Raw genomic sequence first — 15,274 nt, forward strand, 5'->3', positions numbered from 1 at the left:
CCGGCCGTTTCCGGCGGGCGCTGTTTAATACCGATCATGAGTACGGAAACAAGCACTGACCTGCGGGTCGGCATTCTCGGATACGGCATCGGTGGACAGCGTTTCCACGCCCCGCTGGTGGCGGCGACGCCGGGCCTGACGGTGGCGGTGATCGTCACGAGCAACCCGGAGCGTGCCGACCGGGCGCGGGCGGACTATCCGCTGGCGCGGGTGGTGCCGAGCGCCGACGACCTGTTCGCGCTCGCCGACGAACTCGACCTCGTGGTGGTCAGCACCCCCAACCGGACCCATGTGCCGCTCGCCCTGCGGGCCATCGAGGCGGGACTGCCGGTGGTGGTCGACAAGCCGTTCGCGCCGACCTCGGCGGACGCCCGACGGGTGGTCGAGGCGGCGGCACGGGCCGGCGTCGGGCTGACCGTGTTCCAGAACCGGCGGCTGGACTCGGACTTCCTGACCGTACGCGGGGTGCTGGCGTCGGGACGGCTCGGCGAGGTCTACCGCTTCGAGTCGCGGTACGACCGTTGGGTGCCGACGCCGAAGGAGAACTGGCGCGAGTTCGGCGACCCGGCCGAGGCCGGTGGACTGCTGTACGACCTCGGTGCGCACATCGTCGACCAGGCGCTGCAACTGTTCGGCCCGGTCGAGCAGGTGTACGCCGAACTCGACCGCCGCCGGCCGGGTGTGCTGGTGGACGACGACACCTTCGTCGCGTTGCGGCACGTCAACGGGGTGCGTACGCACCTGTGGGCGTCGGCGCTCGCCGGCACCCGCAACCCGCGCTTCCGGGTGCTGGGCGACCGGGCCACCTTCACCAAGTACGGGCTGGACGTGCAGGAGCCGCAGGTGCTCGCCGGCAGGCGGCCCGGTGACCCGGGCTGGGGGGTCGAGCCGGCGGAGAACGCCGGGGTGCTCGGGGTGGACGACGACGTCGAGACCGTACCGACCGAAATCGGCCGGTATGAGGCGTTCTACGCCGAGGTTCGGGATGCGGTGCTCGGGCGGGGCGCGTTCCCGGTCGACCCGGCGAGCGCGGTCGAGGGGCTGCGGGTGATCGAGGCGGCGTACGCGTCGGCGACCGAACGCCGGGTGGTCACGCTCGACCACTGAGCGGGCGGTGCGTCAACCGGTGGGGCGAGAGCCGTTACCCGGCGGCGGGTGCGGGTAGACGGCACACGCCGACAGAGAGAGGAGCACCATGACGACCGTCGGAGAGTTCATGACGACCCGGTTGGTGACCATGGACGGCACCGACACACTCACCGCCGCGGCCCAGGAGATGCGGGACAGCGCCATCGGCGACGTCATCGTGACCAGCGGGGACGCGGTCATCGGCATCGTCACCGACCGTGACATCACGGTACGCGGGGTGGCAGACGGGCTGGACGTCAGCAGTGCGACGCTCAGCCAGATCCTGAGCCAGGACGTCGTCACGGTGACCCAGTACGACGACGCCGTCGCCGCCGCCGACCTGATGCGGACCTACGGCGTACGGCGGCTGCCGGTGATCGAGGAGGGCCGCCTGATCGGGCTGGTCTCGCTCGGCGACCTGGCGGTGGAACGGGAACCACAGTCCGTTCTCGCCGACATCAGCGCCGACGACCCGAACAACTAGCGCCCCGGTACGACCGGTACGACCGGTACGACCAGTGCGACCAGCACGTACGCACCACCGACGACAGGCCGTGACCGCGCCGATCCCCGTACCGGGAGTCGGCGCGGTCGCGTCGGTACACCCCTGCGCACGCGCGGTGGCGGCTGTGGCGGCTGTTGTTCCACCCGCCGAAACTCACCCCCGACGGAGGATGACCGGCCACCGGAACGTGCGCGACGCTGCGGTGACGTGGGCTACTCGTGCAGTACCTGAGAGGAGGACCGATGGCGGATCCGACCGTTGACTTCTTCGACGGCCTCGGCCATCGCGGGCCCGAGCCGTTGCTGACGAAGGTCCGGGGCACGGTCCGGTTCGACCTCGGACACCGCGACGGGACGGATCACTGGGTGCTGGTGATGAGCGAGGGCAACATCAGCGCCAGTCGCGGGGAACGGCCGGCGGACTGTGTGATCACCACCCAGCTCCAGTTCTTCGACAAGGTGACCCAGGGCGAGGCGAACCCGATCGCGGCACTGCTGCGCAACGAGATCACCGTCGAGGGCAACCTGATTCTGTTCCACTACTTCCAGCGGCTCCTGCCGGGTCCACCGGGCGCCCGCGACCCACGTGAGCTGGTCCGGGAGAGGAGGCAGAAGTGACCGACAACATGGTGAGCATCCTCGACGGCAACACCTTCCTGGTCAGCGACACCCGGGGCGACATCGACCCGTCGCCGACGTTCCCCACCGGCCTGTTCTCGTTCGACACCCGGTTCCTGTCCCGCTGGGAGCTGACCATCGACGGCGAACGGCTCAACGCGCTGTCCATCGACGACCTCCAGTACTACGAGACCCGGTTCTTCCTCGTCCCCGGCGAGCCGACGCACTACGTCGACGCGAAGGTGTCGGTGGTCCGCCAGCGGACCATCGGCGGCAGCTTCGACGAACAGCTCACCGTGCTGAACCACCAGGGCGAGCCGGTCGAGCTGACCATCCGGATGGAGGTCGGCTGCGACTTCGCCGACCTGTTCGAGATCAAGGACGTACAGGAGAAGGTCGGCGCGGCGAAGGCGTACGTCGAACCGGGGCGGCTGCGGCTCAGCTACCGCCGGGGCACCTTCCGGCGCGAAACGTTCATCACGTCGAGCACCCCGGCCGAAATCGACGAACACGGGCTGACCTTCCGGGTGCAGATCGCCGCGCACGCGGAATGGACCACCAACCTGCACGTGGAGACCATGGTGGAGGGGGCCGGCGGGCGTGACCTGCGGCTCGGACTGATCAGCCACACCAGCCGGATCAAGACCGAGATGCAGCACGACCTCGCCCAGTGGGTCGACCGGGCACCGAAGCTCGCCTGCGACTGCGAACCGCTGGGTGATACCTACGAACGCAGCCTGGTCGACCTCGCCGCGCTGCGCTACACCCCGCTCTCCTTCGAGTCGAAGGTGCCGACCGCCGGCCTGCCCTGGTTCATGACCCTGTTCGGCCGGGACAGCATGTTCACCTGCCTCCAGTCGCTGCCGTTCACCCCGGAACTCGCCGGCCCGACGCTCCAGATCCTCGCCATGAAACAGGGCACCAAACTGGACGACTTCCGGGACGAGGAGCCGGGCAAGATCCTGCACGAGCTGCGGTACGGCGAGTCGGCCGCGTTCGAGGACCAGCCGCACTCGCCGTACTACGGGGCGGCCGACTCGACGCCGTTGTTCGTGATCCTGCTCGACGAGTACGAGCGCTGGACCGGTGACGTGGAACTGGTCCGCCGGCTGGAGCAGGAGGCCCGCGCCGCCCTGCGCTGGATCGACTCGTACGGCGACATCATGGGCAACGGGTACCTCTGGTACGAGCGGCGCAACACCCGCAACGGGCTGGAGAACCAGTGCTGGAAGGACTCCTTCGACGCCATCTCGTACCGGGACGGGCGGCTGCCGTCCTTTCCCCGTGCCACCTGCGAGCTACAGGGCTACGCGTACGACGCGAAGATGCGCGGGGCCCGGCTGGCCCGGCGGGTCTGGCACGACCCGGTCTACGCCGACCGGCTGGAGCAGGAGGCGGAGGACCTGCGATCCCGGTTCAACCGCGACTTCTGGGTCGAGGACGGCGAGTACTACGCGCTGGCCCTGGACGCCGAGGGCGGCCAGGTCGACGCGCTCTCGTCCAACATGGGTCACCTGCTCTGGAGCGGCATCGTCGACCCGGACCGGGCCGGCCGGGTCGCCGAACACCTGCTCGGCCCCCGGCTCTTCTCCGGCTGGGGGGTGCGCACCCTCGCCGAGGGCGAGGGGCGGTACAACCCGGTCGGCTACCACGTCGGCACGGTCTGGCCGTTCGACAACTCGTTCATCGCCTGGGGCCTGCGCCGGTACGGCTTCGACGAGGAGGCCGGCCGGATCGCCGAGGCGATCATCGACGCCTCGCAGTACTTCCGGGGCCGGCTGCCGGAGGCGTTCGCCGGCTACGACCGGGTGCTGACCAAGTACCCGGTCCAGTACCCGACGGCGTGCAGCCCGCAGGCGTGGTCGACCGGTACGCCGATGCTGCTGCTGCGTACGATGCTCGGCCTCGAACCGCACGACGAACACCTGGTGGTCGACCCCGCCCTGCCGAAGGGGATGGGGCGGCTGGAGTTGCTCGACATTCCCGGCCGGTGGGGCAAGATCGACGCGTTCGGCCGGGGTCGGGTCGACATCCACCACGAGCAGGAGGTGGTCGACCTGGAGAGCGAACGGTCGAGCCAACCGCTGATGCAGGCGCTGCCGGACGGCCGCTGACACCGGCGTCGCCGAACCGCCGGGACCCGGTCCGCTAGCCTCGCCAGCTGCGGTCGGGGTGCCGGCCGGCGCGCAGCGGACGCTCGACCCAGTGCAGGAAGCGTTCGGCGAGTTCTTCCTCGGTCAACCCCGGCAGCTCCTCGCGGGCCTGCCCCAGCAACAATCGCAGCTGGTTGCCGAGCCCGACCGGATTGCCCTGGTAGACATACTTCAGCTGGCGCTTGCGGACGATGCACGGCCACGCCTGGCCACAGCCGCGACAGGACCAGTCGGGTCGGGCGGGAACATGGACCGCAGATGTGTCAGTCACCGTGCAGAACCCCGTCCGTCGAGCGCTCGTCCTCCATGGCCCGCCCTCATCCCGATCCCATTGACGTGTCTGACCTGGGTCAAACGGAAAATGGCAGGCTGGCGTGACGGTAACCGTTGCCGCGTCCCCATCCATGGAACAGTCGTGTTTCCGGCAGTTACTCCGCCGGACCGTCGTGGTCGGTCTCGTCGGCCGCCGGCCGCGACTCGGTACGCAGACGACCCCGCCCGAACGCGTCGATCCGCCCCCACCGGCCCGGTATCCCGAGCAGTTCGATCCGGCCCAGGCTGGCCGGCACCGCGGGCCGGACGGTCAGCCCGTCCTCCTGCGGTTCGAGGCCGAGCATCGTACGCAGCAACATCAGTGGCGTACCGGCCGACCAGGCCTGCGGGCTGCACGCCGTCGGGTACTGCACGGGGTACGTGGTGAGGTCCCGGTCGTAGCCGGCGAACGCCTCCGGCAGCCGGCCCTGGAAGTACTTCGCCGCGTCGACGATGCTCTCCGCGATCCGGGCCGACTCCTCGGTGAACCCGTACCGGGCCAGGCCGGCGGCGATGATCGAGTTGTCGAACGGCCAGACCGTGCCGACGTGGTAGCCGAGCGGGTTGTACCGGCCGTTGCCCTCGGCGAGGGTACGCACACCCCAGCCGGAGAACATCGCCGGACCGAGCAGGTGCCGGGCCACCATCGCCGCGCGGTCGTGATCGACGATCCCGCTCCAGAGCAGGTGCCCCATGTTCGAGGCGAGCCCGTCGACCTGCCGGCCGTCGCGGTCCAGCGCCAGCGCGTAGTACTCCCCGTCCTCCACCCAGAAGTCGCGGTTGAAGCGCGACTTCAACTCCGCCGCCTCCCGCTCCAACCGGTCGGCGAGCGCCGGATCGTCCCAGAACTTCCGGGCCATCCGGGCTCCCCGGATCTTCGCGTCGTAGGCGTACCCCTGGAGTTCGCAGGTGGCGCGGGGAAAGCCGGGCAGGCTGCCGTCGCGGAAACAGATCGCGTCCCAGGAGTCCTTCCAGCACTGGTTCTCCAGGCCGTTGCGGATGTTGCGCCGCTCGTACCAGATGTAGCCGTTGCCGAGCAGGTCACCGTAGGTGTCGATCCAGCGCAGGGCCTGCCGCGCCTCGTCGGCCAACTCACCGACCAGGGCCTTGTCGCCGCTCCAGCGCTCGTACTCGTCGAGCAGGATCACGAACAGCGGGGTCGCGTCGGCGGAACCGTAGTACGGCGAGTGCGGCTGCTCCTCGAACGCCGCCGACTCGCCGTACCGCATCTCGTGCAGGATCTTGCCCGGCTCCTCGTCGCGCAGGTTGTCCAGCCTGGCCCCCTGGAGGTCGGCGAGGGTACGCAGGGTGGGCGGGGCGATCTCCGGGATGAACGGCAGCGCCTGCAAGCAGGTGATCATGCTGTCCCGGCCGAACAGGGTCATGAACCAGGGCAGGCCGGCGGCGGGCAGTTTCTCCTTGCGCAGCAGACCGGTGTAGCGCAGCGCCGCCAGGTCGGTGATGCTGCGTTCGTACGAGTCGTTCAGCGGCTCGCAGTCGCAGGCCAGGTGTGGTGCGCGGGCCATCCACTCGTCGAGCCGGCGCTGCACGTCCGGGCGTCCCCGACCCCGCTGCGACGTCGGCAGCTCCGCCGCGGCCGAGTCGTCCGCGCTCGGAAAGAGCGTCACCACCCGCAGTACGGTCGTCCACTTGCCGTGCGGTTCGACCCGGATCCGGAACGTCATGCCGTGCTCGTCGATCTCGGCCTCGCTGCTCGCCGAGATGACCGTCTCGCGGTAGAACGCGTCCCGCCGGTACCTCAGCCGCAGCGTGCCGTCCTGCACCCGGGCGGAGACCTCGCCGCGCTTCGGCAGCAGGTTCTTGATCTCGAACAGGTCCGCGAAGTCGCTGGCGATCTCCATCCGTACGGTGAAGTCGACCGGCTGCTCCTCGTGGTTCAGTACGGTCAACCGCTCCTCGAACCCGCCGCCGACCGTACGCTGCCGGATCACCGACGCCTTCGCGTCGATGTAGTGCGTCGGCTCGCCCGGCGCGAGGAAGAAGCTGGTCTGGAAGTACCGCAGGTCGTCGACGGAAAGCGAGTGCAGGCGCTCGCCGTTGATGGTCAGTTCCCAGCGGGCGATGAACCGGGTGTCGAGGGCGAACAGGCCGGTGGGGAAGGACGGCGACGGGTCGATGTCGCCGTTGCGGCTGCTCACCACGAAGGTCGCCCCGTCGAGGATGCTGACCGGCTGGCTCACCGGACGTCCCGCTCCCGGGCCAGCCGGCGCGGGTCGACCGCGTCCGGGGCGGCGGGAAAGAACCGCCGGAACATCATCAGCAGCGGGATGTCACCGTCCAGCACGCAGTCCGTACGGATCATCGCGGAGATGACGTTGGCCTCACCGGTGGTGAACCGGTCGAACAACTCCCGGTCGACGTGCACGACACAGTCGGCGTCCCGCCGGTCCTGCGAGACCGACATGTTGCCGTGGTACATCGAGACGAACCAGTACTCGGTCTCCGCCCCGTGGCGCAGGTCGAAGCGCAACGTGCCGTGCGCCCGCCTCGACAGCAGGTCGGGCGCGCGTTCGCCGAGCCCGTGGAAGAAGCTCGAGGTCACCTCGCTCATCGCGTACTCCTCCTCGTACGAAGAAGCATCGCCGGTCGCACCGGGCGGCCACATCACCCGGAACAGGTGAACTAGCCGCCCGCGTCCCGCCGGTACCGCAGCACCAGCAGGCCGCTGGCTGCGGCGGCGGCGATCGGGGCGAGCACGAAACCGACGGTCACCTGCCCGCTGGTGTCCAGCAGGGCGCCGTTGACCGCCGCCCCGGCCGCGCTGCCGACGGAGAAGGCGGTGGCCGCCCAGGCGAACGCCTCGGCGACCGTGCCGACCGGGGCCACCCGGTCGATCGCGACGAACGCGACGGTGAGCAGCGGCGGCAGCGCGAGCCCGCTGACCGCCATCAGCACCAGCATCACCGGCGGGGCCGGGGTGAGCAGCAGGGGCAGGTAGCCGGCGGCGAAGACCGCCGTCGCCCGGGGCAGGGTGGCGTACCGGCGCAGGCCGGTGAAGCGGACGTAGAGCAGGCCGCCGACGAGGGCACCGGTGGCCTGGGCGGCGAGCAGCCAACCGGCCCACGATCGGGCCCCGGACGCCTCGGCGTAACCGGTCGCCGCCACCGTCACACTGCCCACCCCGGCGCCGACCAGCACCAACGCGCCGAGGATCAGCCGCAGCCGGGCGGCGCGCAGCGGCCCGGCCCAGTGGCGTACGGCCGGCTCGCCCCGCCAGCGGCGGACCGCGCCGGTGGTGGCGAACCAGGCGGTGCCGACGGCCTGGAACAGCGCGGCGGCGACCAGGCCACCGACCGGGCCGACCAGGCCGACCGCGCCGAGGGTGACCACCGGTCCGAGGATGAAGATCGCCTCCTGGACCGCGATGTCCAGGGTGTACGCCGTCTGCACCTGGTGGGCCGGGAGCAGGTCGCGCCAGAGCACCCGCAGGCACGACTCGAACGGCGGGGCGCCCGCCCCGGCCAGCGCGGCGGCGAAGACCGTCACCGGCAGGTTGACGTGCGCGGCGGTGAGCGCGAAGCCGACCGTGGAGACGACCGCCGACAGCCAGAGCACCGGCGGCTGGCGCCACCGGTCGGCGATCCGGGCCAGCATCGGCTGCCCGACCGCCGTGCCGGCGGTGAACGCGCCGACCAGCAGCCCGGCCACGGTCAGGCTCATCGTCTCGCGGGCGAAGATCAGCAGGGCCAGCGGTGCCGCACCGAGCGGAATCCGCCCGAGCAGGCTCGCCAGCAGCACCCGTGCGGTCTGCGGCGCCCGCAGCACGGCCAGCGCCGAGTTGTCGGTGGTCTCGGCGGGGTTCTCGGTCTCCGGGCGTGCTTCGGTACCGGAGTTCGGACGTGCTTCGGTGTCGGAGTCGTGACGTGCTTCGGTGTCGGAGTTTTCGGGCATGACGGGACGCTCCCGGAACAGGTGGGGGACCGGACGGGTGATCGGTTCGGTGAACCCGTCAGGGAGCGAAGTCGGCGCGCTCGTGGTCGTTGCCGTAGAGCGGCAGCGCGGGCGTGATCCAGCACCGGTACGCGGAGGCGGTGGCGTCGAGCGGGATCACGCCCGCAACTGTATCGGCCGAGCCCCGCCCGGGCGACCCGCCGGTCCCGCCCCGGCGACCGCGACCAGCGAGTCCAGCCCGGGCGACCGCGACCAGCCGGTCCCGGCCGGGCGGCTCAGCGGATGGGGTGCAACCGCAGGTGCGAGCGCTGCCGCAGCCGGATCCCGGAGGCGAGCGCGACCAGGGCGGTGAGCGCCACCGCGAAGACCACGCCGTGCACCAGACCACGGGTCAGGTAACCGCCGTCGGTGTGGTCGATCGCGTACGTGCCGATCTCCCGGCTGGCCCAGAACGGCAGGAACCTGGAAGCGGTGCCGGCCGGGTCGAGCATCATCTGCAACCCGACCACGGTCAGCAGGACCAGCGTGCCCTCCAACTCGCGTGGCAGCACCGCGCTCAGCAGCAGCCCGAACGGCGCCGCGGTGGCCACCGTGAGCAGCATGATCAGGGCGATCGCGCCGTACCGGACGTCGTGCTGGTCGAACCGGATGAGCAGGAAGTACGGCAGCGAGAGCAGGATCCCGACGGTCCAGAGCGCGAGCAGCCGGCCCAGATGCAGGTGGTACGCCCGGTAGCCGGACAGGCGCAGCCGGGGCTCCATCTCCCGGGCCGCGCTGCCGGCGAACAGGGCGGCGGTGCTCAACGCCCAGCCGAGCCCCAGACAGACGAAGCGGATCGACTGGCCCAGGTGGTCGCCGCGCCGGCTCAGGTAGAACAGCAGCGGCAGCACCAGCAGGATCACCAGGACCGACCGCCGCCGCAGCATCTCCCGCAGCGCCATCTCGGCCACCGTCAGCAACTTGGTCATCTCGTCCCCCCGCCGGTCGTCTTCCCGGCTGTCCCCGTGCCGGTCGTCTCCCTGCCGGTCAGGTCGAGCACGGTGTCGACCCGGTCGAGCTGGTTGAGCAGGTGGGTCACCACCACGATCGCCTTGCCGGCCGCCCGCCAGTCCCACAGCTGGTGCCAGAAGTCGAGGTAGGTGCCCCGGTCGAAGCCCTGGTACGGCTCGTCCAGCAGCAGCACGTCCGGGTCACCGAGACCGGCCAGCACCAGGTTGAGCTTCTGCCGGGTACCGCCGGAGAGGTGCCGGGCCTGGGCCGGCCCGGTCGGATCCCAGTCCAGCTCGTTGGCCTGCCGCCGGCCCGCCGACCGCGCCGTCTCGCGGGGCAGCCCACGGCCCGCGCCGACCAGCACGAAATGCTCCTCCGGTACGAGGAAATCGTTGGTCCCGCCCGACTGCGGGCAGTAGCCGACGGTGCCGTACACCTGCACCCGTCCCCGGTCCGGGCTGGCCAGTCCGGCGCAGATGCGCAGGAAGGTGCTCTTGCCGGAGCCGTTCGCGCCGACCACGGCCGCGATCTCGCCCGCCCGTACGGTCAGGTCCACCCCGGTCAGCACCGGGTGCCGGCGGTAGCGCTTGCTGATGCCGCTCGCCGCCAGGCGTACCGGGCCGGGTGCGGCGCCGTACGTCCGGGGTTGGGCCGCGCCGACGCTGTCCGCCACCGCCGCCGCGTACGCCGCCGGGGGCCCGAACACCCGCAGCGGCGCCTCGCCGCTGTCGCGCAGGTGGGTGGCCGCCTCGGCGACGACGTGCCCGGCCAGGTCCCGGTCGACGCCGTGCCGGCGCAGCTCGCCGGCCAGCGCGGCCAACCATCCCTCGTGGTGCACCGCTTGCTCGTGGCTCACCGCGTCTCCACCTCCCGCAGAATCGCGCCCACCCCGCCGCTGAACGCGGCCCAGTCGGCGGTGGTCCGGCGCAGCGTCTCGTTGCCGGCGACCGTGATCCGGTAGTACTTGCGGGCCGGGCCGGTCGTGCCCTCCCGCCACTGGGCGCTGACCAGGCCGGTGCGCTGCAACCGGAGCAGCACCGGGTAGAGCGTGCCGCCCTGGATCGGGCCGACACCCGCCGCGTTCAGCGACTGGGCCAGCTGGTAGCCGTACGACTCACCTCGGGCGAGCAGCCCCAGTACGCACAGGTCGAGCACCCCCCGCAACCACTGCCCACGCCGCTCCTGATCCACCCCCACAAGGTAGCAGACCTACCTACCTAGCCCCACCACCTAGCCCCGCCCTCTCCCCCCACCCCCTCACCCCCCACCCCCAAGATCCGCACTCTTGTAGAGAAAGTGGGGCATCGGGGCGAGGAATTCGCACTCTTTCTCTACAAGTGCGGGCGGAGGCGGGCGGGCGGAGGCGGGCGGGCGGAGGCGGGCGGGGGTGGGGGTGTGGGAGGGGTTGACAGTGGGCGTCAAGTGCTTGACAGTGGGTGTCAAGTGTTCGGGGCGGAGGAGGGGGAGACGTGGTGGTGTCCGCCGATCGGAAGCAGCTCGCGGAGCAGCTGGTCCGGCTGCTCGACATTCGGCTGCTCGACCCGTTGGAGATCCTGCTCGACGGGGACGAAAGCGTGGAGGCGCTGCGTACCGTGGTCCGGATCCGGGCGGAGACCTGGGCGGACCGGATCGTCTCCGGCGACGACGGGCAGGCACTCGGCGTGATCATGCGGGTGGTGTCGACGCTCTACCCCGACGACGGGCCGTTCGAGCCGCCACTGGACTGGTGGCGCAGCCCGCTGGGCCGGGCGGTGACCCGTCGGGTCGGCCACCCCACCGCCGCCGCCGTCTCGTACGCGGTGGCCGGCGCCATGCTCGGCATCACCCGCCAGGGCGTACACGACCTGGTCAACCGGGGGCGGTTGACCCGCCACCCGGACGGCGGGGTGGTGCCCGCCTCGGTTCGGGACCGACTGCTCCAACTCGACGGGCAGGCCGACCGTGCCTGACCTGATCCTGGCGGGCGCCGGTGTGCCGCTCGCCGTACGCGACTTCGGCGGCACCGGCTCGCCGGTCATCCTGCTGCACGGGGCCGGCGGCAGACTGGCCGACCTGGAGGCGCTGGCCGAGCGGCTGCGGTCGGCGTACCGGGTGGTGGCGGTGGACCTGCGCGGGCACGGCGGGTCCGGCGACGGCCCCTGGACCATGGACGCGGTCCTCGCCGACCTCGACGCGCTCGCCGGTGAACTGGGCCTGGTCGCGCCCGCGGTCGTCGGCTGGTCGCTCGGCGGCATGGTGGCGACCGAGTGGGCGCGGCGGCATCCCGAGTGTCCGGGCGCGGTCAGCCTGGACGGCGTACCGGCACCGACCCGGCCGGAGCAGTTGGCCGACCTTGCGCCCGAGCATGCGACGGCCGAACTGGCCCGGCTGCACGACGCCTTCGCGGCGATGACGGCCGAACTGGCCCGATCGGGCTCACGCCCCGGCCCGGAAACGGTCGAACAGGTACGCCGGGCCATGGCCGCCTTCGACCTGTTCCCGGCGTTGCGGGCGGCGCGGTGCCCGCTGCTGCTGGTGCTCGCCCCGGTCGACCTGGGGCCCCGGCAGCCGTTCCGGGAGCTGTACGACGCCTACCGGAGGGCCACCTCGGTCGGGGTCGCCGAGGCGGTCCGGGCCAACCCCCGACTGCGCGTGGTCGAGCTGGCCGGGGCCACGCACGCCATGGCCGTCGAGCAGTCGGAGCGGGTCACCGCACTGGTCAGGGCATTCCTCACCGACCCCGGCGGTGACCATCCGGACAACCCGACCGGGGCGTGAGTTACGTCGCGATGTGGTCCGGGTAACGTTCGATGATGCCAGAACTCGTGTACCCGCCCGTGATCGCGACCGCCAAGACGCTCTTCCGCGTGCTCGACCTGCGGCTGCGAGTGGAGGGCGGGCAGCACGTGCCCCGCTCCGGTGGCGCCGTGATGGCCAGCAACCATGTCAGTTATCTCGACTTCATCTTCTGCGGCCTGGGCGCCCAGCCGTCCGGTCGGCTGGTCCGGTTCATGGCCAAGCAGGAGGTTTTCACCAACCGCTACGCCGGCCCGCTGATGCGCGGCATGCGGCACATCCCGGTCGACCGGGACAACGGCGCCGGCTCGTACGCGACCGCGGTCAGCGCGCTGCGCGCGGGCGAGGTGGTCGGGGTCTTCCCGGAGGCGACGATCAGCCGCTCGTTCACTCTCAAGCAGACCAAGAGCGGGGTGGCCCGGATGGCCGACACCGCCGGTGTACCGGTACTGCCGGTGGCGCTCTGGGGCACCCAGCGGCTCTGGACCAAGGGGCGGCCGAAGACCCTGACCCGGCGGCACACCCCGATCACGATCCTGATCGGCGAGCCGTTGGTGCCGGCCGACTTCGGCACCTCGGGTGGGCTGATGGCGGAACTGCGCCGGCAGCTCACCACCCTGATCGACCGGGCCCAGCGGGAGTACCCGGACCAGCCGGCCGGCCCGGAGGACACCTGGTGGCAGCCGGCGCACCTGGGCGGCTCGGCACCGACCCCGGAGGAGGCGGCCGAACTCGACGGCGAAACCCGCCGCCCCCGCCGCCCCCGCGCCACCGACCTGGTAACCGAACCCGAGCGCTAACCCCGCCGGACCCCAAGCCCCCGCCCGCCCGCCCCCGCCCCCGCCCGCCCCCGCCCCGCCCCCCGCCCGCGCCCCCGCCCCCGCCTCGTTGATCTAGGGCAAATACAGGTTAGTTGATCTCTAGCGACCACCATTTGCCCTAGATCAACGGGGAGAGGTGAGGGGGGTGGGCGGAGAGGAGGGGCGGGGAGGGGCGGGTGGGGTTGGATGAGGTCCCAGCGGTTGCCGTAGGGGTCGGTGAAGACGGCGACGGAGCCGTACGGCTCGTGGCGGGGCGGTTCCGCGAAGTGGACGCCCGCGGTTGTCATCCGGTGGTGGTCGCGGTCGAAGTCCTCGGTATACAGGAAGAGGGCCACTCGGCCGCCGGTCTGGTCACCGATGCGGGCGGCCTGTTCCGGGGTGGCGGCACGGGCCAGCAGCAGCGCGGTTTCGGTCGAGCCGGGCGGGGCGACCACCACCCAGCGGGTGCCGTCGCCGCGCGGGGTGTCCTCGACCAGCCGGAAGCCGACCCGATCGACGTAGAAGGAGATCGCCTCGTCATAGTCGCGCACGACGAGGGTAACCAGTCCGAGATGGGGCATCTCACCATGATCGCCGGTCGCTCCGCCACGCCGGTCACGGGGGAGCGGGGGCAGATATCCGGGCCGAATGCGGATTGGCGAGGATTCTTCGTACCTGGTTCGGGTAGATGGCCGGATGCGATTGATTCGCGGGTGGCGCGGGGTGCGCCCGGCGGCCGAGCCGAACGGCGGCGTGTCGGGGCCGGCGACGTGGGACCCGTACGCCTCGACGGGGGTTCCGTCCGGGCGGCGGCACGGTCTGCCGGAGCGGCCAGCACGCGTGGTGGTCATCTCGGCCAGTGCGGGGGCCGGTCACGAGGGCGCGAGCCGGGAGTTGGCGCACCGCCTCCGGGGCCGGGGATTCGAGGTGGACTGCCGGGATCTGGCGGACATCTTCCCGTACGGGCTCGGCAAGCTGCTGCGCGGCACCTACCACGGGATGCTGAGCAGGTTTCCGTGGATCTACGGGTCGCTGTTCGCGATCGGCTGCAACTTCACCGGCGCCGGCCCGATCACCCGCGCCCTGCTCCGTCCGGTCCGGCCCGAGGTGAGTCGGCTGGTCGGACCGGACACCAGGGCGGTGGTGTCGACCTACCCGATCGCCACCCAACTGCTCGGGCCGCTGCGCCGCAAGGGGCAGCTCGGGGTGCCGGTCATCACCTACCTGACCGATTTCGCGGTCAACCCGCTCTGGGTCTCGCCCGGTGTCGACGTCTACTGTGCGGCGCACCCGACCAGCCGGGCCCAGGCCCGTGCCCTCGGCGCGACCGAGGTACGGGTGGTCGGCCGGCTCGTCTCGGCCGGCTTCGGTCCGGGTACGGAGGGAGCCCGGCGACACGCCCGTGAACAGTTCGGCCTACCGGTGCACGGGCGCCTCGCCCTGCTGGTCGCCGGCTCGTGGGGGGTCGGCGAGGTGGCGACCACCGCCGCCGAGATCGCCCGTACCGGGGTGGCCACTCCGGTGGTCGTCTGCGGCCACAACGAGGCGCTCTACCGGCGGCTGCACCGCCAACGGGTGGCCCACGTCTTCGGCTGGGTCGACGACATGCCGGCACTGCTGCGCGCCGCCGACGTGCTGGTGGAGAACGCGGGTGGGCTGACCGCGCTGGAGGCGATGGCCAGCGGCCTGCCGGTCGCGACCTACCGCCCGATCCCCGGCCACGGTCGGGCCAACGCGGTCACCATGGCGCAGGCCGGGATGGTGAGCTGGGTACGCCGCGCCGAGGACCTGGGGCCGACGTTGGTCGAGCTGACCGACGGCGTACGCGGCCGGCAGCAGCGCGAGGCGGGGCTGGAGCTGTTCGAATCGGACCCGGCGCGGGTGGTGGCCGACGTCGCCCGGGGGGTGGAGGCGCTGCCGAACCCGTTGCCGAGGCCGTCGTCTCGTACCCGTGGTCGGCGTGGTCGCCGCGCCCGTCGGGCCGGTGTCCTGGTCTGCCTGGCGGTCGCCGCCCTGAACTGGTACGTGCACCACCACGCGCAGCAGCCCACTCCACCAGGACGGCGCAGGTGAGGTCCTGCC

Annotated in this window: 16 protein-coding genes; 8 read left to right on the top strand and 8 right to left on the bottom strand. The window is 71.6% G+C overall.

Annotated elements, in window-relative coordinates; genetic code table 11:
• Positions 1-36: 36 nt before the first annotated feature.
• From ACZ6QQ_RS19050 to ACZ6QQ_RS19065, 4 genes are all read left to right on the top strand, one after another.
• Positions 37-1,107: a Gfo/Idh/MocA family oxidoreductase gene (locus ACZ6QQ_RS19050; protein WP_465877737.1), complete on the top strand. Its 1,071-nt coding sequence runs from the start codon at positions 37-39 to the stop codon at positions 1,105-1,107.
• An 88-nt stretch (positions 1,108-1,195) separates the two neighbouring features.
• Positions 1,196-1,612, top strand: a complete 417-nt coding sequence (locus ACZ6QQ_RS19055) for a CBS domain-containing protein (protein ID WP_465877738.1) — start codon at positions 1,196-1,198, stop codon at positions 1,610-1,612.
• Between the two features lie 263 nt (positions 1,613-1,875).
• A complete protein-coding gene (locus ACZ6QQ_RS19060; RefSeq protein WP_465877739.1) occupies positions 1,876-2,250 on the top strand; it encodes an SCP2 sterol-binding domain-containing protein in 375 nt (124 codons plus the stop codon).
• An 8-nt stretch (positions 2,251-2,258) separates the two neighbouring features.
• Positions 2,259-4,364 carry an amylo-alpha-1,6-glucosidase gene (locus tag ACZ6QQ_RS19065; RefSeq protein WP_465877972.1) on the top strand — a complete coding sequence of 702 codons (2,106 nt, stop codon included), beginning with the start codon at positions 2,259-2,261 and terminating at the stop codon, positions 4,362-4,364.
• A 34-nt stretch (positions 4,365-4,398) separates the two neighbouring features.
• On the opposite strand, the gene ACZ6QQ_RS19070 is transcribed toward ACZ6QQ_RS19065, so the two are convergent.
• The 7 genes from ACZ6QQ_RS19070 to ACZ6QQ_RS19100 all read right to left on the bottom strand — a co-directional run bounded on the left by ACZ6QQ_RS19070 (position 4,399) and on the right by ACZ6QQ_RS19100 (position 10,808).
• Entirely contained in the window at positions 4,399-4,674 is a 276-nt protein-coding gene (locus ACZ6QQ_RS19070; RefSeq protein WP_465877740.1) for a flavin reductase, read from the bottom strand.
• Between the two features lie 157 nt (positions 4,675-4,831).
• Positions 4,832-6,916, bottom strand: a complete 2,085-nt coding sequence (locus tag ACZ6QQ_RS19075) for an amylo-alpha-1,6-glucosidase (RefSeq protein ID WP_465877741.1) — start codon at positions 6,914-6,916, stop codon at positions 4,832-4,834.
• Positions 6,913-7,287 (bottom strand): SCP2 sterol-binding domain-containing protein, encoded by a 375-nt coding sequence (locus ACZ6QQ_RS19080; RefSeq protein ID WP_465877742.1) that lies wholly within the window; start codon positions 7,285-7,287, stop codon positions 6,913-6,915. Before ACZ6QQ_RS19080 ends, ACZ6QQ_RS19075 begins: the two co-directional genes overlap by 4 nt.
• Before the next feature lie 71 nt (positions 7,288-7,358).
• Positions 7,359-8,627, bottom strand: coding sequence for an MFS transporter (locus ACZ6QQ_RS19085; RefSeq protein WP_465877743.1), 1,269 nt, complete (start codon positions 8,625-8,627; stop codon positions 7,359-7,361).
• Between the two features lie 275 nt (positions 8,628-8,902).
• Positions 8,903-9,595: an ABC transporter permease gene (locus ACZ6QQ_RS19090; RefSeq protein ID WP_465877745.1), complete on the bottom strand. Its 693-nt coding sequence runs from the start codon at positions 9,593-9,595 to the stop codon at positions 8,903-8,905.
• Positions 9,592-10,473 (bottom strand): ATP-binding cassette domain-containing protein, encoded by an 882-nt coding sequence (locus tag ACZ6QQ_RS19095; protein ID WP_465877747.1) that lies wholly within the window; start codon positions 10,471-10,473, stop codon positions 9,592-9,594. The genes ACZ6QQ_RS19090 and ACZ6QQ_RS19095 overlap by 4 nt, the downstream gene beginning before the upstream one ends.
• Complete coding sequence (locus ACZ6QQ_RS19100; RefSeq protein WP_465877748.1) at positions 10,470-10,808, bottom strand: PadR family transcriptional regulator; 339 nt, start codon at positions 10,806-10,808, stop codon at positions 10,470-10,472. Before ACZ6QQ_RS19100 ends, ACZ6QQ_RS19095 begins: the two co-directional genes overlap by 4 nt.
• A 284-nt stretch (positions 10,809-11,092) precedes the next feature.
• Between ACZ6QQ_RS19100 and ACZ6QQ_RS19105 the strand changes: the two genes are divergently transcribed.
• The 3 genes from ACZ6QQ_RS19105 to ACZ6QQ_RS19115 are packed head-to-tail and all read left to right on the top strand — an operon-like array spanning position 11,093 to position 13,192.
• Positions 11,093-11,566, top strand: a complete 474-nt coding sequence (locus tag ACZ6QQ_RS19105) for a hypothetical protein (RefSeq protein ID WP_465877749.1) — start codon at positions 11,093-11,095, stop codon at positions 11,564-11,566.
• Complete coding sequence (locus ACZ6QQ_RS19110; RefSeq protein WP_465877750.1) at positions 11,559-12,374, top strand: alpha/beta fold hydrolase; 816 nt, start codon at positions 11,559-11,561, stop codon at positions 12,372-12,374. The genes ACZ6QQ_RS19105 and ACZ6QQ_RS19110 overlap by 8 nt, the downstream gene beginning before the upstream one ends.
• Before the next feature lie 35 nt (positions 12,375-12,409).
• A complete protein-coding gene (locus ACZ6QQ_RS19115; protein ID WP_465877751.1) occupies positions 12,410-13,192 on the top strand; it encodes a lysophospholipid acyltransferase family protein in 783 nt (260 codons plus the stop codon).
• On the opposite strand, the gene ACZ6QQ_RS19120 is transcribed toward ACZ6QQ_RS19115, so the two are convergent.
• Positions 13,189-13,773, bottom strand: coding sequence for a VOC family protein (locus ACZ6QQ_RS19120; RefSeq protein WP_465877753.1), 585 nt, complete (start codon positions 13,771-13,773; stop codon positions 13,189-13,191). The two genes, ACZ6QQ_RS19115 and ACZ6QQ_RS19120, sit on opposite strands and share 4 nt — an antisense overlap.
• Before the next feature lie 115 nt (positions 13,774-13,888).
• On the opposite strand from ACZ6QQ_RS19120, the gene ACZ6QQ_RS19125 reads away from it, so the two are divergent.
• The gene (locus ACZ6QQ_RS19125; protein ID WP_465877754.1) at positions 13,889-15,265 is read left to right on the top strand and encodes an MGDG synthase family glycosyltransferase; all 1,377 of its coding nucleotides are present in this window, start codon (positions 13,889-13,891) and stop codon (positions 15,263-15,265) included.
• The last annotated feature ends 9 nt before the right edge of the window (positions 15,266-15,274 follow it).

The organism is Micromonospora sp. NPDC049529 (assembly GCF_055586685.1).

Excerpts from the sequence above, each read along its gene's own strand:
- ACZ6QQ_RS19050 (WP_465877737.1), top strand. The coding sequence starts at position 37 with ATGAGTACGGAAACAAGCACTGACCTGCGGGTCGGCATTCTCGGATAC.
- ACZ6QQ_RS19055 (WP_465877738.1), top strand. The coding sequence starts at position 1,196 with ATGACGACCGTCGGAGAGTTCATGACGACCCGGTTGGTGACCATGGAC.
- ACZ6QQ_RS19060 (WP_465877739.1), top strand. The coding sequence starts at position 1,876 with ATGGCGGATCCGACCGTTGACTTCTTCGACGGCCTCGGCCATCGCGGG.
- ACZ6QQ_RS19065 (WP_465877972.1), top strand. The coding sequence starts at position 2,259 with ATGGTGAGCATCCTCGACGGCAACACCTTCCTGGTCAGCGACACCCGG.
- ACZ6QQ_RS19080 (WP_465877742.1), bottom strand. The coding sequence starts at position 7,287 with ATGAGCGAGGTGACCTCGAGCTTCTTCCACGGGCTCGGCGAACGCGCG.
- ACZ6QQ_RS19085 (WP_465877743.1), bottom strand. The coding sequence starts at position 8,627 with ATGCCCGAAAACTCCGACACCGAAGCACGTCACGACTCCGACACCGAA.
- ACZ6QQ_RS19090 (WP_465877745.1), bottom strand. The coding sequence starts at position 9,595 with ATGACCAAGTTGCTGACGGTGGCCGAGATGGCGCTGCGGGAGATGCTG.
- ACZ6QQ_RS19115 (WP_465877751.1), top strand. The coding sequence starts at position 12,410 with ATGCCAGAACTCGTGTACCCGCCCGTGATCGCGACCGCCAAGACGCTC.
- ACZ6QQ_RS19120 (WP_465877753.1), bottom strand. The coding sequence starts at position 13,773 with ATGCCCCATCTCGGACTGGTTACCCTCGTCGTGCGCGACTATGACGAG.
- ACZ6QQ_RS19125 (WP_465877754.1), top strand. The coding sequence starts at position 13,889 with ATGCGATTGATTCGCGGGTGGCGCGGGGTGCGCCCGGCGGCCGAGCCG.